Source organism: Arenimonas sp. (assembly GCF_044353605.1).
Taxonomy (GTDB): domain Bacteria; phylum Pseudomonadota; class Gammaproteobacteria; order Xanthomonadales; family Xanthomonadaceae; genus Arenimonas.
On record NZ_JBILBO010000015.1, the window covers coordinates 13,413 to 27,713 of the forward strand.

Here is a 14,301-nt window from a genome sequence, read left to right on the forward strand (position 1 = left end):
GTCGTGAGGGGATTATTTTAACCGCCCGAGGGGATTAATGTCTCGGTCAGATGCGCCACGTACTGCTCGAATTCGGCATGGCTGAGCTTGGGCGTACCCAATTGCAGGTTCAGCTGCAGGAATCCCACATACGAGGCATACACCAGAATGGCGCGGCTTTGCGCGGTTTTACGCGGCAAACCCGCCTGACGCAGGCTGGCGGTCAGGTAATCGATGCGGCGCTGCGAGACCCGCGCCAGCACCGGCTTGACCAGGGGATGATCGATGGCCTTCAGCAATTCGCTGTAGATCTTGTGGGCTTTGAGTTCCTCGGCCACCAGGGCGATCAGCGCGGTCAGCCGGGCCTGCGGGTCGGGCAAGGCATCAAGCTTGCCGAACACCTGCTCCTGCTCCTGCGACTCCCACAACTCCAGCGCGGCCTGAATCAAGGCATCCCGGGATTCAAAATGCCAGTAAAAGCTGCCTTTGGTGACGCCCAAGCCCTTGGCAATCATCTCGATGGCGATATTCTGCAAGCCACCCTCGGACAGCGCATCCAGCGCGGCCTGCTGCCAATCACTTGATGTTAAACGGTTTTTTTCCGTGATTGCGCTGGCTGATGTATTCATGTTGCGGTCTTCACCTTTTCCATACTCTGGAGTATTGACAAACCCCATCAAGCTGTCAATACTTTAGCGTATGGTGGCAAACCCCGCAAGCGTTCTGCCATCGACGTCAATCCCAATTTTCTGGAGCGTGTTATGAGTATCCTTGCCCCGTGGCTGGCCCTGATTCTGGTCATCGCCTTCGTGAGCTACCACCGGTTCTCCTTGGCGGTATTCGCCGCCATCGGCGGATCCGCATTGGTGGCCTGCGCCCTGCTCGGCGCATCGTCGCTATCGGTCATTGCCGCCGCCATCGTGCTGGCGCTGATCGTGCTGCCGCTGCTGATCACTCCCATCCGTCAACGCTTCATTACCGCTCCCCTGCTCAGCTTCTACAGCAAAATCCTGCCGCCGCTGTCCGATACCGAAAAAGTCGCGCTGGAAGCCGGCACGGTCGGCTTCGAAGGTGAATTGTTTTCCGGCAAGCCCGATTGGAAGACGCTGCTCAGCCAACCCAAACCGGAATTGACCGCGGAAGAAAAAGCCTTCCTCGACGGCCCGGTGGAAACCGTGTGTGGCATGGTCAACGACTGGGAAACCACGCATGTGCATGCCGATCTGACCCCGGATGTCTGGGAGTATCTGAAGGTCAATAAATTCTTCGGCATGATCATTCCGAAAGAATACGGCGGCCTCGGCTTCTCGGCCTATGCGCACTCGCGCGTGATCATGAAGCTGGCCTCGGTCTCGGCCACATTGTCATCCACCGTGGGCGTGCCGAACTCACTCGGCCCGGGCGAACTGCTGCTGCATTACGGCACCAAGCAACAAAAAGATTACTATCTGCCGCGTCTTGCTGATGGCCGTGAAGTGCCCTGCTTCGGCCTGACCGGTCCGACCGCCGGCTCCGATGCCACCTCCATTCCCGATTTCGGCATCGTCTGCAAAGGCGAATGGGAAGGCGCCAATGTGCTGGGCGTGCGCTTGAATTTCGAAAAGCGCTACATCACCCTGGCCCCGGTCGCCTCCATCGTGGGTCTGGCCTTCCGCCTGTACGATCCCGATGGTCTGTTGTCCGACCAGAAAGACCGCGGCATCACCCTGGCGCTGATTCCGCGCAACGTCAAAGGCATGTCCATCGGCCGCCGTCATTTCCCGCTGAACTGCGTGTTCCAGAACGGTCCGATTTACGGCAAAGACGTGTTCGTGCCGCTGTCGCAACTGATCGGCGGCGAAGATTACGTCGGCCAAGGCTGGCGCATGCTGGTCGAATGTCTGTCCATCGGCCGCTCGATCACCCTGCCCTCGACCTCCAGCGGCGCGGCAAAATTGGCCGCTGTGGTTTCCGGTGCCTATGCCCGCATCCGCAAACAGTTCGGCCTGTCCATCGGCCGCTTCGAGGGTGTGGAAGAAGCACTGGCGCGCATCGCCGGCAATGCCTACGCCTCGAGCGCCTTGTCGCAATCCACCGCAGCCGCCGTCGACCGCGGTGAAAAACCGGCGGTGCCTTCGGCCATCGCCAAATACCACTGCACCGAAATGGCTCGCGAAATCGCCAAAGACGCCATGGACATCCACGGCGGCAAAGGTGTCATTCTCGGACCGCGCAACTACCTCGGCCGTGGCTGGCAGGCCGCGCCGATTTCGATCACGGTCGAAGGCGCCAACATCATGACCCGCAGCCTGATGATTTTCGGTCAAGGCGCGATCCGCTGCCATCCCTGGGTGCTGAAGGAAATGCAGGCCGCGCAGTTGGCCGACCCGGTGCAGCGCCTCAAGCAGTTCGATGCCAACCTGTTCGGCCACATCGGCTTCGCGTTCTCCAACGCCGTGCGCTCGCTGTTCATGGGCCTGACCAACAGCCGCTTCGGCGCCGCACCCACCAGCGGCGTGACCCAACGCTGCTACCGCAAACTCAACCGCTATTCGGCCAATCTGGCTTTGGTGGCCGATACCTCAATGCTGCTGCTCGGCGGCAAGCTGAAGTTCAAGGAAAGCCTGTCCGGCCGTCTGGGTGATGTGCTCAGCCAGCTGTATATCGCCAGCGCCATGCTCAAGCGTTTCGAAGACGAAGGCCGTCCGGCCTCCGATGAAGCGCTGATGGCCTATGCCTTCAACGAATGCGTGTTCAAAATCGAACGCGCGCTGTCCGGCGCCCTGCGCAATTTCCCGATCCGCCCGGCCGCCTATCTGCTGTGGCTGCTGGTGTTTCCGTTCGGCCGTCGTGCCCAGGAGCCGAGCGACCGTCTGGCCCACCGTGCCGCCGCCATGCTGATGTCGCCCTCGGATGCGCGTGACCGTCTGGCCGATGGCGTTTTCCTGACGCCTTGCGCCAACAATCCGGCCGGCCGCATCAATGCCGCGCTGGTGAAAGTGATTCTGGCAGAACCGGTCGAGCGCAAATTCCTGAAGGCGCTCAAAAACGCCGACATCGAAGCACTCAGTTTCCCGGAACAGCTGGACGAAGGCGTGCGCGAAGGCTGGATCAGCAGCGACGAACGCAAACAACTGGAAGAACTGCGCGAACTGACCTGGGATGCCATCAGCGTCGATGATTTCGACCACAGTGAACTCATCGCCGCCAGCGCTCTGAAAGGCAAGGCCTACAATCAGGCCGCCTGATGCAAACGCCCTTGCTCGCACTGTATGGAAAAATCAGCCGGTGGCCGTTTGGCCACTGGTTTTTTTCGAAAGCGGTCTGCCTCAAGGCACCCTACTTCGGCAGCATCTCGCCGGTGATTACGCGCCTTGAAGTCGGCCGCTGCGAAGCCGTCATCAAAGACCGGCGCGCCGTGCACAATCACATCGGCACCGTGCATGCCATTGCCCTGTGCAATCTGGCCGAACTGTGCGCCGGCGTGATGACCGATGCCAGCCTGCCGAAAGACATGCGCTGGATTCCGAAAGGCATGACCGTGTCTTACCTGAAGCGCGCCAAAGGGCGGATGCATGCGATTGCCACACCGATGATTCCGATCATCTCATCCGACACCGGCTACGATCTGCCGGTGAATGTGGATGTTCTGGATTCCGCCGGCGACAAGGTGTTCCATGCCGAAATCCGGATGTGGATGAGTCCTCGCAAATAGATTCGGTCGGACTTGCAGCCACGATTAAGGAATATCGCGGCCCATGCGTTTTTCGATCTGGATTACGCGCCAGGCATTCAGGCACATCAATGCCGCCACCAGGAAGCCGCCGGCGAACACCACAGTCGAGCCGGCCGCCGCCAATCCTTTATGGACCCAGGAAAAGGTCAGATCGCCGCCACGGTAAACCGCGGTATCAATGAATGCCTTGGCTTTGTAACGGGATTCACGGTCGACGCGGGTGTACAGGGTTTCACGTGCCGGTTTCGACAGCGAGAACTCGCCGGCGCGGGTGGCAATCTGTACCGCCGCCACCAGCAAGGGCACCGGTGCCGCACACAGCGCGGCATAGCCGAGCAAAATGGCGAAAGCCGGAATCAACAGCATCGGCGCCACGCCGAAGCGCCGTAATAAAGTGCGAGTCAGAAATACCTGGATAAACAGGGTTACGGCATTGATGATCAGATCAATGCGTGAGAAGAACTGCGTACGTGCCTGTTCGTCGGTGAAGAAGGCCTTGGCGATGGCAGCCTGCTCGTTGTAAAGCAGAGTGCCGACACCAACCCCGAAAATCATAAATCCGGCCAAGGCCCGCAGCAATGGCGTCTGCCAGACCAGTTTCATGCCAGCCCACATGCTGCCACCAATGACCGCGCTTTTCAGGGAATCGGCACGCTGGCGATCGGCCCAGCGTCCGAGCACATGGATGCACAGACAGCACAGCCCGAGCAGGAACGCCGAAACCAGCATCAATGGCGCGATGGAACCCAATACATTGATCAGGATCTGGGCCAGGATGGGGCCGAGGAAGCCGCCGATGGTTCCGCCCGCCGCGATATATCCGTAAAGCGTCCGCGCCTCGGCATCGCTGTAGATGTCGGCCATGAAACTCCAGAACACCGAAACCGCGAACAGATTGAATACGGCCAGCCAGATGAAGAACAAAGCGCCGCGGCCGTCGGTTTTCTGCTCGAACAGACTGTAGAAGCCCAGAAGACAAAGGATGAACACGCCATAGATGACCGGCAGGAAACGCCGACGCGGCAGATTGCCGACCAAAGCACCGTAAAGGGGCTGCAACAGAATCATCGCCAGGAAGGTACCGGTAAACAGAGCCTGCAGGGTGTAATCCGCCAAAGCGATGCCATGGGAAGCAAACCAATCCACCATCGCTCCGGGAAACACGTCCATGGCATTGGCCGATGACCCCATGGCTTCGCGCACCGGGCGCAGCAGGTAATAGGCGGTCAGCAATAGGAAGAAATACAGAAACGACCACAACAGCGCCGGGGTCTGCCGGCCGTGTTCCCTGAATTGGACGAGCTTGTCGAACATGTACGGCAATCCTGTGGCGGTGAATCATTAAAACACAGTCCAGCACCGGCTGGCAGGACACCGTTAGAGTATCTGCTCTATGCCGCGGGCATAGTCTGCTTATAGTCATCATTAAAAGACCAAATATGTACGATTACATCATCGTGGGCGCGGGATCCGCCGGTTGTGTTCTGGCTAACCGGTTGAGCGAGAACCCGGATGTGCGCGTCCTGCTGCTGGAAGCCGGCGCCAATGACTGGAATCCGCTGGTGCACATGCCGGCCGGTATCGCCCAGCTGGTCGGCCAGAAAGGCGTGAACTGGGATTACAACACCGCCCCCGACCCCAACCTGAAACAACGCAGCCTGTGGTGGCCGCGCGGCAAAGTGGTCGGCGGTTCAAGCTCGATCAATGCCATGTGCTACATCCGCGGCCATGCGCGCGATTACGATGAGTGGGAAAGTCTCGGTTGCGACGGTTGGAACTGGAACAGCGTGCTGCCCTACTTCCGGAAAGCCGAAGGCAATGTCCGCGGCGAAGACCATCTGCATGGCGGCGATGGTCCGCTCACGGTTTCCGACCCCCGACACCTGAATCCGCTCACGCCGGTATTCTTGGATGCCGCTGGACAGGCCGGCTTTGAGACCACCAAGGATTTCAATGGCGCGCAGCAAAAAGGCTTCGGCTTGTATCAAACCACCACCCGGGAAGGCCGCCGCTGCTCCAGTGCCGTCGCCTATCTCGATCCGGCGCGCAAACGGCCGAATCTGAAAATCATCACTAAAGCCACGGCTTCCCGCGTGGTGTTCGAAGACGGCCGCGCCAGCGCCGTGGTCTACGCCGTTGCCGGCAAAGGCGGTTTCTGCGAGGCCGCCAGCCGTGAAGTCATCCTGTGCGGCGGCAGCATCAATTCTCCGCAACTGCTGATGCTGTCCGGCATCGGTCCGGCGGCACATCTGCATCAGCACAACATCCCCGTCGTCGCTGATTCCCCCGGCGTCGGTGGTAACCTGCAGGATCATCTCGACGCCTGCGTGCTGCACAAGTGCACGCAGGACATCACCTATGACTCGACGAGCCCGATGCTCGCCGGCCTGCAGTTCCTTCTGTTCAAACAGGGACCGGGCACCAGCAATGTCGCCGAATCAGGCGGATTCTGGGCCTCTCCGCTGGCCGAAGACGAACGCCCGGACATTCAATTCCACTTCGTTCCGGCACAGCTCGATGATCACGGCCGCAACAAGATGCCGGGCTCGGGTTACACCTTGCATGCCTGCTTCCTGCGCCCGAAAAGCCGTGGCCGTCTCACGCTGACCGGCAACAGCATGGCGCACAAGCCGCGCATCGACGCCGGCTATCTGTCGGATGCGGCCGGCTTCGACATGAAAGTCATGATCGAGGCGGTCAAACTCTCCCGCCATTTGCTGGCACAGCCGGCATTCGATGCCTACCGCGGCCCGGAGGTGTTTCCCGGTGAGAGTGTACAGAGCGATGCCGAACTGGAAAACTTCATCCGCGAGAAAGCCGAATCCATCTACCATCCGGTCGGCACCTGCAAGATGGGCGCCCTCGACAATCGCGACGCGGTGGTCGACAGCCAGTGCCGTGTCAAGGGCGTGCGCGGTCTGCGCGTGGTCGATGCCTCGGTGATTCCTAAGCTGATCGGCGGCAACACCAACGCGCCCACCATCATGCTGGCGGAGCGCGTGGCGGACATGATCAAAACCGGTTAACGGTTTTCCGAAATCTCGATGCCGTCCATGCCCTGCGACAGGCTGGCGGCGTCACCGCCCTGGGCCAGTTTGATTTTCAGACGGACTTCGTTGCTGGAGTCGGCATAACGCAGGGCCGATTCGTAGCTGATCTCGCCGGCCTGGTAGAGCTCAAACAGGCTCTGATCGAAAGTCTTCATGCCGAGCAGGGTCGACTCCTTCATCACTTCCTTGAGCTTGTGCACTTCACCGGTACGGATGTAATCCTGCACCAGCGGCGTGCCGATCAGGATTTCCATGGCAACGCGGCGCTCCTTGCCATCGGCAGTCGGCACCAATTGCTGCGCAATGATCGCCTTCAGGTTCAGCGACAGATCCATCAGCAACTGGGACCGGCGCTCTTCCGGGAAGAAGTTGATCATCCGGTCGATGGCCTGGTTGGCGTTGTTGGCATGCAGGGTACAGAACACCAGATGACCGGTTTCGGCGAACACCACGGCATGATCCATACCCTCGCGGGTGCGCACCTCACCGATCATGATGACGTCCGGCGCCTGACGCAGCGTGTTCTTCAGGGCATTATCCCAGGAATCGGTATCGATGCCGACTTCACGCTGGGTGATGATGCAGCCCTCGTGCTTGTGCACGAATTCGATCGGATCTTCGATGGTAATGATGTGGCCGGTCGAATTCAGGTTGCGGTAACCGATCATCGCGGCCAAGGTCGTCGATTTGCCGGTACCGGTCGCGCCCACGCACAGGATGATGCCGCGCTTGGTCATCGACAGCGATTTCAGGATGATCGGCAGGTTCAGTTCTTCGATGGTCGGAATCTTGGTTTCGATCCGGCGCAGCACCATGCCGACCTGGTTGCGCTGGTAGAAGCAGCTCACCCGAAAACGGCCGATGCCGGCGGCACCGATGGCGAAGTTGCACTCGTGGGTCTTTTCGAATTCTTCACGCTGCGACGGGCTCATCACCTCCAGCACCATGTCGCGGCTCTGCTGCGGTGTCAGCGGATTCTGGGTAATCGGCGAGACCTTTCCCTGCACTTTGATTGATGGCGGCACACCAGCGGTGATGAAAAGATCCGACGCCTTTTTGTGGGCCATCAGTTTCAGGAAGGAGGTGAAATCAATACTGCTCATCGCGCTTCTCCGTAGCTTTATTCGAACAGGCGTTTATCTTTGGCATAGCCCCAGGCCTGTGCTTTGCTGACCTGGCCCTTCTTGACCAGATCGAGCATGCACTGATCGAGCGTCTGCATGCCGGTCGCTTGGCCGGTCTGGATCGAGGAATACATCTGCGCGACCTTGTCTTCGCGGATCAGATTGCGGATGGCCGGTGTCGCCACCATGATTTCATGGGCGGCGATGCGGCCGCCGCCTGTTTTCTTCATCAGGCTCTGCGAAATCACGGCCCGCAGAGATTCCGACAGCATTGAGCGCACCATCGCCTTTTCGGCGGCGGGGAAAACGTCAATGATGCGGTCGATGGTTTTTGCCGCCGAGCTGGTATGCAGCGTACCGAATACCAAATGGCCGGTCTCTGCTGCAGTCAGCGCCAAGCGGATGGTTTCCAGATCGCGTAACTCGCCGACCAGAATGTAATCCGGATCTTCACGCAGGGCCGAGCGCAACGCGGCTTCGAAACCATGGGTATCGCGGTGCACCTCGCGCTGGTTGATCAGACATTTCTGGGACGCATGCACGAATTCAATCGGGTCTTCGATGGTCAGGATATGGCCGAATTCATTCTTGTTGACATGATCCACCATCGCCGCAAGCGTAGTCGATTTACCGGATCCGGTCGGACCGGTAACCAGAATCAGACCCTGCGGCTGCTCGATCAGCTCCCGGAAGATTTTAGGGCACCCAAGTTCGTCGAGGGTCAGGATTTGACTGGGAATGGTGCGGAATACCGCCGCCGAACCGCGGTTCTGGTTGAAAGCGTTGACGCGAAAACGGGCCAGCCCGGGAATCTCGAATGAGAAGTCGACTTCGAGGAACTCCTCGAAATCACGACGCTGCTTGTCGGACATGATGTCGTAGACCAGGGCATGCACCTGTTTGTGGTCGAGCGCCGGAATGTTGATCCGGCGAACATCGCCATCCACGCGGATCATCGGCGGCAGACCCGATGACAGGTGCAGGTCGGAAGCCTTGTTCTTGACCGAAAACGCGAGCAACTCAGCGATATCCATATATTTTCCCCTAATCCGTGGCTATCATGGCACAGTATCTGACTCAGTATACCCCCCCAGAATATTTCGACAAGTCATGCCGGATTTGGCCCTGAACCTGCAGTCCCTGCAAAACGCCCTAGCGGCCTGTGCCACCGAAGGCCGGGCGCCGGCACTGCTTGCCGTCTCGAAAACCCAAAGCGCCCAGCGTGTGGCCGAGTGCGCCGCGCTGGGACAGCGCGCCTTCGGCGAAAATTATGTGCAGGAAGCCGTGGCCAAAATCATGGCTTTGGCGCCGTTGGAACTCGAATGGCATCTGATCGGCCCCCTGCAGTCGAACAAATGCAAAACCGTCGCCGAGCACTTCGACTGGGTGCAGACCGTCGACCGGGAAAAAATCGTGCCGCTGCTGGCCCAGTACCGCCCAGCCCGGCTACCACCGCTGAATGTGCTGATCCAGATCAATATCGATGAAGAAGCCGGCAAGTCCGGCTGTTCACCGGACAGTACCGCCAAGCTCGCCGATCTGATTGACAGTTTTCCGCGCCTGCGTCTGCGCGGGCTGATGGCCATCCCCGATCCGGCGCACAGCCAGGACGGCGTGGCCTTCAAGCGCATGCAGGTGCTTTACCGGACATTACAACCGCGCCATCCACAAATGGATACCCTGTCCATGGGTATGAGCGACGACTACCCGATCGCCGTCACGCATGGCGCCACTTTGGTTCGCGTCGGCAGCGCCCTTTTCGGCCCGCGACCGCCGCACAGTGAGGACACATGAAACCCACCATTGCATTCATCGGCGGCGGCAACATGGCGCGCAGTCTCATCGGCGGCCTACTCAAGCAGGGCTACGATCACTCCAGCATCCGTGTTTCGGAACCCTACGCGCCGACACGGGAGGCCTTGGCCATCGAAACCGGCCTCACTGTTTTCGATGACAATCCACGTGCCGCAGCCGGCAGTGCGGTCTGGCTGTTCGCCGTGAAACCCCAGGTCATGAAAACCGTCTGTGCCGAACTGAAAGATCTGGCCCAGCGTGAGCGTCCCTTGGTCCTGTCGATTGCGGCCGGCATCACGGCCACGCAGCTGGAGAACTGGCTGGGCGGCAACCTACCGGTGGTCCGCATCATGCCGAACACGCCGGCCCTGCTCGGCGCCGGTGCCAGCGGCCTGTTCGCCAATGCGCGGGTCAGCACCGAACAGAAAAGCATTGCTGGAAATCTTTTCGAGGCCACCGGGCTGTGTGCCTGGATTTCCGATGAAGCGCAGATGGATACCGTCACCGCGCTCTCGGGCAGTGGCCCGGCTTATGTGTTCCTGCTTTGCGAGGCCATGCAGATGGCCGCTGAAAAACAGGGCCTACCCGCCGAGGCGGCCCGAACCTTGGCGGTACAGACCTTCGTCGGTGCGGCGCGCATGCTGTCCGAATCGGGCGAACCGGCGGACGTACTGCGCCAGCGGGTAACCTCGCCCAATGGCACCACCCATGCCGCGGTCACTGCTTTCGAGAACGGCGGGCTGCGTGAACTGGTGCAGACAGCGCTCGACGCCGCGCGCGATCGTGGCGAGACCCTGAGCCGCGAGAACGATTAATCTCTCTGCCAGCTGCGGATGTGCGCAGCCATGGCCTTGAGGCCGTCGCTCAAGGCTGCCGGCCCGGGTTGCAGGATGATCGGGGATTTGATTTCGAACATCTGGCTGTTGCGCACGGCCGCGATATCCTGCCATCCCGGACGCACGGCCACTTTTTCCGGCCGGAATTTCTTACCGCACCAGGACCCGAAAATGATATCCGGATTGCGGGCGATGACCATGGAGCCATCGGCCATGATGCGGTTCTTGGCCATGGGCTCGGCGGCAAGCTCGGGCAGAATGTCATCGCCGCCGGCGATGCGGACCAATTCGGCAACCCATTGAATGCCGGAAATCAAAGGCTCATCCCACTCTTCGAAATAGACTTTCGGGCGCTGCGCATTGCGCGCTGCTTGATCGGCCACCGCGGCAAGATCAGCCTGCAGTTTGTCGGCATACGTCCGGGCTTTATCGGCAGCGCCGACCAGAGCGCCGAGTCGGCGGATGTAATCCAGAATGCCGTCCACACTGCGGTGATTGCTGATCCAGACTTCCACGCCATGACCGATCAGCGCCGAGGCGATGCCGGCCTGGATATCGGAAAAACCGACGACGAAGTCCGGCTTCAGCGCCAGGATGTCGTCGATTTTGGCACTGGTAAATGCACTGACCTTCGGCTTTTCCCGGCGCGCCTGCGGCGGGCGCACGGTGAATCCGGAAATGCCGACGATGCGGTCCTGCTCGCCGAGCGCATACAGCACTTCGGTCGGTTCTTCGGTCAGGCAGACGATCCGGCGCGGCCCGGTCATGGATACAGCATCACCTGCGACCAGACCCCGTTGTTGCGCTCGTAACATTGGCGCTCATGCAGGCGGAACTGGGCGCCATACCAGAACTCGATGCGCTCGGGCACCACGCGGAAGCCCGACCAGTGCGGCGGCCGCGGCACCGGTGCGCCTTCGTATTGTTTTTCGACATCGGCATAGCGTTGCTCGAACTGCTCGCGCGAGGCCAGTGGCTGGGATTGCAGTGAGGCCCAGGCGCCGATCTGGCTGCCGCGGGGCCGGCTGGCGAAATAGGCATCGGCTTCTTCGGCGCTGACCGGTTCGACGGTGCCCTCGATCTTGACCTGCACCCCTTCACGCAGGTGCCGCCAATGGAACAAGAGCGCGGCCTGCGGATTGGCCGCCAACTGCCGGCCTTTACGGGAACTGAAATTGGTATAGAACACAAAACCGCGTTCGTCGAAGCCTTTCAGCAACACGGTACGCGCGGCCGGTCGGCCGTCGCGACCGACCGTGGCCACGGTCATTGCCGTCGGTTCCGGGTCGATGCTTTGCTTGGCCTGTTCCAGCAGGTCGCTGAAGGTGGCCAGTGCAGAAGTGTAAAGTTGGTCCATGGGCGTTCTCCTTGCTGGCTATTGTGGCCTGTATTGCGGCAAGCTAATGTGATTTCGGTCAAACTCCGGACACGGCATAGCTTTGACGGTAGCTCGGGTATGCCGGCGCCCAACCACTGGCCTTCAGGCGGGCATTGGCAACGCGACGACCGGAAGGCGGCGGCGCGAATCCGGGCAAAGCGGCAAGCCCGTGACTGGCACGAATCCAGTTGACGACGTCAAGCTGCAGTGCCGGTTCATCATCGCTGGCAATCCAGAGCGGCTCCGGATCCGGTAAATCCAGCAGATGCGAAACGACTGTGGCGGCATCGGCGATATGGATGCGGTTACTCCAGGCATTGGCGATGCCTTCGCCCAGCAAGGCCTTGTTGATCAGCATATTCCGGCCTGGACCGGTGATGCCGCTCAAGCGCAGAACGCGGTTGCCGGAATGCATCAGGTTCAGCCGTTCGGCTTCACGCAACATCCGGCCATTGAAGCTCTCCGCCATGGCCGGGCTGGTTTCATCCACCCACTCACCGGCATCCTGAGCATAGACTGCCGTGGAACTCACCAACAGACAACGCTTGGGCTGCAGCACCTCGCAGGCCATGGCCAAGCCATCGACATACAGCCGACGGTAGGCGGCTTCATTGCGGGCATCGGGCGTGGCGCAGAATACCAGCCAATCCGGTGCTGCGGGCAGGCGCTTCAAATCCTCCAGTTGTGAGAGATCGCCGGTCACCGCCTGCACACCCTCGGGCATAGCCACCGGTCGACGACGCAGCGTCGCCACGGCATCTCCGGCAGCGATACGCTGCTGCGCGACACGCCGACCGAGGTCGCCGGCACCGAGGATTGCGATCTGGAAAGCCATCTGCCGCCCGTTACGGATTATCAACGGCAATGGTAGCATTGAGGCATGAACGCGAGGTCAAACCTTATTCTGATCGGCCCCATGGGCGTGGGTAAAACCACCCATGGCAAATGGCTGGCACGGCAATTGGGCAAGGCATTCGTGGACCTGGATGCCGACATCGAAAACCGGACCGGGGCCAGCATCGCCGACATTTTCGAGCTGGAAGGCGAAGCCGGCTTCCGGCGGCGCGAATCGGAAGCCCTGGCCCGGGTGTTGTCGGAAGACGGGCAGGTCATCGCTACCGGCGGCGGTGCAGTGTTGAATGAAGACAACCGCACACTGATGCGGCAGCGCGGACTTGTGGTGCACCTGCACATCCCGCCCGAGCAGCAATTGCAACGCTTGGCCAATGACCGCAAACGGCCGCTGTTGCAGAGCGAAGACCGCGCCGGCAGGCTGCAGCAGTTGTATGAAGTCCGTACTCCGCTGTACCGGGGATGCGCCAATCTCAGCCTGGATCTCAGCCGCATGCCGATGTCACGGATTCGCCCGCATCTGCTGCAGGCCATTACCGAATTCCGCAATACCATGGAACCCCCGCATGCCTGAATTGACCGTCAGCCTCGGCACACGCAGCTACCCGATCCGCATTGCCGATGGCTTGCTCGATGCTGCCGCATCCTTGCCGATCACCGGGCCCTGCCTGATCGTCAGCGATGACAACGTGGCCCCCTTGTATGCCGAGCCGCTGAAACGCGCCATCGGCCGGAGTGACTGTCCGATCTGGCAGATGCCCGCCGGAGAGCCGGAAAAAAATCTGGCCCGTTTCGCCGAATTGCTGCAGGCGATGGCAGCACAGGGCTTGAGCCGCAATGCCACGGTATTGGCTCTGGGCGGCGGTGTCATCGGCGATCTGGCCGGTTTCGCGGCCGCTTGTTACATGCGTGGCATCGCTTTCATCCAGATTCCCACCAGCCTGTTGGCCATGGTTGATTCCTCGGTCGGCGGCAAGACCGCCGTGGATCTGGCCGCCGGTAAAAATCTGGTTGGCGCCTTCCATCAGCCGCAGGCGGTCTGGATTGATACCGCTGTTCTGGCCACCCTGCCCGATCGCGAATTCCGCGCCGGCCTGGCCGAGGTGGTGAAATACGGCGCGATTGCCGACCCGGAGTTCTTTGCTTGGCTGGAACAACAGGCCGATGCCCTCATCGCCAAAGATCCGGCAGCCTTGGCGTATGCCATCGCCCACTGCTGCCGGCAGAAAGCCGGCGTGGTGGCCCGCGATGAAACCGAACAGGGTGAGCGCGCGCTGCTGAACTTCGGACACACCTTCGGGCATGCCTTGGAAGTGCTGACCGATTACGGCACGTTGGTGCACGGCGAAGCCGTGGCCATCGGCATGCATCTGGCGGCCGCGTATTCGGCACAACACGGTCTGGCGCCGGAGTCGGATCGGATCCGCCTAGAACAGCTCTTGTCCCGCTTCGGATTGACTACCGCCATGCCTTCGGGCGTAGACAGCGAAGCGATGCTGGCCAAAATGCGTCTGGACAAGAAAGCCGTCAGCGGCAATCTACGCCTGATTCTGTGGCACGGTATCGGGAAAGC

14 protein-coding genes are annotated in these 14,301 nt (G+C 60.5%); 7 read left to right on the forward strand and 7 right to left on the reverse strand.

The window, feature by feature from the left end:
- Nucleotides 1-17: 17 nt before the first annotated feature.
- Nucleotides 18-608 (reverse strand): TetR/AcrR family transcriptional regulator, encoded by a 591-nt coding sequence (locus ACIQ1A_RS08315; RefSeq protein ID WP_395770602.1) that lies wholly within the window; start codon nucleotides 606-608, stop codon nucleotides 18-20.
- A gap of 132 nt (nucleotides 609-740) precedes the next feature.
- Between ACIQ1A_RS08315 and ACIQ1A_RS08320 the strand changes: the two genes are divergently transcribed.
- The gene (locus ACIQ1A_RS08320; protein ID WP_395770603.1) at nucleotides 741-3,206 is read left to right on the forward strand and encodes an acyl-CoA dehydrogenase; all 2,466 of its coding nucleotides are present in this window, start codon (nucleotides 741-743) and stop codon (nucleotides 3,204-3,206) included.
- Nucleotides 3,206-3,673, forward strand: a complete 468-nt coding sequence (locus tag ACIQ1A_RS08325; protein ID WP_395770604.1) for a hotdog fold domain-containing protein — start codon at nucleotides 3,206-3,208, stop codon at nucleotides 3,671-3,673. The genes ACIQ1A_RS08320 and ACIQ1A_RS08325 overlap by 1 nt, the downstream gene beginning before the upstream one ends.
- Before the next feature lie 24 nt (nucleotides 3,674-3,697).
- Here ACIQ1A_RS08325 and ACIQ1A_RS08330 read toward each other — a convergent pair whose 3' ends face one another.
- Nucleotides 3,698-5,008, reverse strand: coding sequence for an NTP/NDP exchange transporter (locus tag ACIQ1A_RS08330; RefSeq protein ID WP_395770605.1), 1,311 nt, complete (start codon nucleotides 5,006-5,008; stop codon nucleotides 3,698-3,700).
- A gap of 125 nt (nucleotides 5,009-5,133) precedes the next feature.
- Here ACIQ1A_RS08330 and ACIQ1A_RS08335 point away from each other — a divergent pair, with 125 nt between their 5' ends.
- Complete coding sequence (locus ACIQ1A_RS08335; RefSeq protein ID WP_395770606.1) at nucleotides 5,134-6,720, forward strand: GMC family oxidoreductase; 1,587 nt, start codon at nucleotides 5,134-5,136, stop codon at nucleotides 6,718-6,720.
- On the opposite strand, the gene ACIQ1A_RS08340 is transcribed toward ACIQ1A_RS08335, so the two are convergent.
- Both ACIQ1A_RS08340 and ACIQ1A_RS08345 read right to left on the reverse strand, forming a co-directional pair.
- Complete coding sequence (locus tag ACIQ1A_RS08340; protein WP_395770607.1) at nucleotides 6,717-7,847, reverse strand: PilT/PilU family type 4a pilus ATPase; 1,131 nt, start codon at nucleotides 7,845-7,847, stop codon at nucleotides 6,717-6,719. The genes ACIQ1A_RS08335 and ACIQ1A_RS08340 overlap by 4 nt on opposite strands.
- Before the next feature lie 17 nt (nucleotides 7,848-7,864).
- A complete protein-coding gene (locus tag ACIQ1A_RS08345) occupies nucleotides 7,865-8,902 on the reverse strand; it encodes a type IV pilus twitching motility protein PilT (protein WP_395770608.1) in 1,038 nt (345 codons plus the stop codon).
- 76 nt (nucleotides 8,903-8,978) lie between these two features.
- Between ACIQ1A_RS08345 and ACIQ1A_RS08350 the strand changes: the two genes are divergently transcribed.
- Both ACIQ1A_RS08350 and proC read left to right on the forward strand, forming a co-directional pair.
- Nucleotides 8,979-9,662, forward strand: a complete 684-nt coding sequence (locus ACIQ1A_RS08350) for a YggS family pyridoxal phosphate-dependent enzyme (RefSeq protein ID WP_395770609.1) — start codon at nucleotides 8,979-8,981, stop codon at nucleotides 9,660-9,662.
- Complete coding sequence (gene proC, locus ACIQ1A_RS08355; RefSeq protein WP_395770610.1) at nucleotides 9,659-10,477, forward strand: pyrroline-5-carboxylate reductase; 819 nt, start codon at nucleotides 9,659-9,661, stop codon at nucleotides 10,475-10,477. The genes ACIQ1A_RS08350 and proC overlap by 4 nt, the downstream gene beginning before the upstream one ends.
- Here proC and ACIQ1A_RS08360 read toward each other — a convergent pair.
- From ACIQ1A_RS08360 to ACIQ1A_RS08370, 3 genes are read right to left on the reverse strand one after another with little or no spacing between them, the layout of a single operon-like run.
- Nucleotides 10,474-11,265, reverse strand: a complete 792-nt coding sequence (locus ACIQ1A_RS08360) for a cobalamin-binding protein (protein WP_395770611.1) — start codon at nucleotides 11,263-11,265, stop codon at nucleotides 10,474-10,476. The genes proC and ACIQ1A_RS08360 overlap by 4 nt on opposite strands.
- A complete protein-coding gene (gene pdxH, locus ACIQ1A_RS08365) occupies nucleotides 11,262-11,855 on the reverse strand; it encodes a pyridoxamine 5'-phosphate oxidase (protein WP_395770612.1) in 594 nt (197 codons plus the stop codon). The genes ACIQ1A_RS08360 and pdxH overlap by 4 nt, the downstream gene beginning before the upstream one ends.
- A gap of 58 nt (nucleotides 11,856-11,913) precedes the next feature.
- The gene (locus ACIQ1A_RS08370; RefSeq protein ID WP_395770613.1) at nucleotides 11,914-12,711 is read right to left on the reverse strand and encodes an NAD(P)H-binding protein; all 798 of its coding nucleotides are present in this window, start codon (nucleotides 12,709-12,711) and stop codon (nucleotides 11,914-11,916) included.
- Nucleotides 12,712-12,756: 45 nt separating this feature from the next.
- Here ACIQ1A_RS08370 and ACIQ1A_RS08375 point away from each other — a divergent pair, with 45 nt between their 5' ends.
- Entirely contained in the window at nucleotides 12,757-13,302 is a 546-nt protein-coding gene (locus ACIQ1A_RS08375) for a shikimate kinase (RefSeq protein ID WP_395770614.1), read from the forward strand.
- Nucleotides 13,295-14,301: 3-dehydroquinate synthase (aroB, locus tag ACIQ1A_RS08380; protein WP_395770615.1), on the forward strand; the 1,007-nt coding region annotated here is incomplete at its 3' end. The genes ACIQ1A_RS08375 and aroB, both read left to right, overlap by 8 nt.

Coding starts and splice junctions, on each gene's coding strand:
- ACIQ1A_RS08315 (WP_395770602.1), bottom strand. CDS start 608: ATGAATACATCAGCCAGCGCAATCACGGAAAAAAACCGTTTAACATCA.
- ACIQ1A_RS08320 (WP_395770603.1), top strand. CDS start 741: ATGAGTATCCTTGCCCCGTGGCTGGCCCTGATTCTGGTCATCGCCTTC.
- ACIQ1A_RS08325 (WP_395770604.1), top strand. CDS start 3,206: ATGCAAACGCCCTTGCTCGCACTGTATGGAAAAATCAGCCGGTGGCCG.
- ACIQ1A_RS08330 (WP_395770605.1), bottom strand. CDS start 5,008: ATGTTCGACAAGCTCGTCCAATTCAGGGAACACGGCCGGCAGACCCCG.
- ACIQ1A_RS08335 (WP_395770606.1), top strand. CDS start 5,134: ATGTACGATTACATCATCGTGGGCGCGGGATCCGCCGGTTGTGTTCTG.
- ACIQ1A_RS08340 (WP_395770607.1), bottom strand. CDS start 7,847: ATGAGCAGTATTGATTTCACCTCCTTCCTGAAACTGATGGCCCACAAA.
- ACIQ1A_RS08345 (WP_395770608.1), bottom strand. CDS start 8,902: ATGGATATCGCTGAGTTGCTCGCGTTTTCGGTCAAGAACAAGGCTTCC.
- ACIQ1A_RS08350 (WP_395770609.1), top strand. CDS start 8,979: ATGCCGGATTTGGCCCTGAACCTGCAGTCCCTGCAAAACGCCCTAGCG.
- proC (WP_395770610.1), top strand. CDS start 9,659: ATGAAACCCACCATTGCATTCATCGGCGGCGGCAACATGGCGCGCAGT.
- ACIQ1A_RS08360 (WP_395770611.1), bottom strand. CDS start 11,265: ATGACCGGGCCGCGCCGGATCGTCTGCCTGACCGAAGAACCGACCGAA.
- pdxH (WP_395770612.1), bottom strand. CDS start 11,855: ATGGACCAACTTTACACTTCTGCACTGGCCACCTTCAGCGACCTGCTG.
- ACIQ1A_RS08370 (WP_395770613.1), bottom strand. CDS start 12,711: ATGGCTTTCCAGATCGCAATCCTCGGTGCCGGCGACCTCGGTCGGCGT.
- ACIQ1A_RS08375 (WP_395770614.1), top strand. CDS start 12,757: ATGAACGCGAGGTCAAACCTTATTCTGATCGGCCCCATGGGCGTGGGT.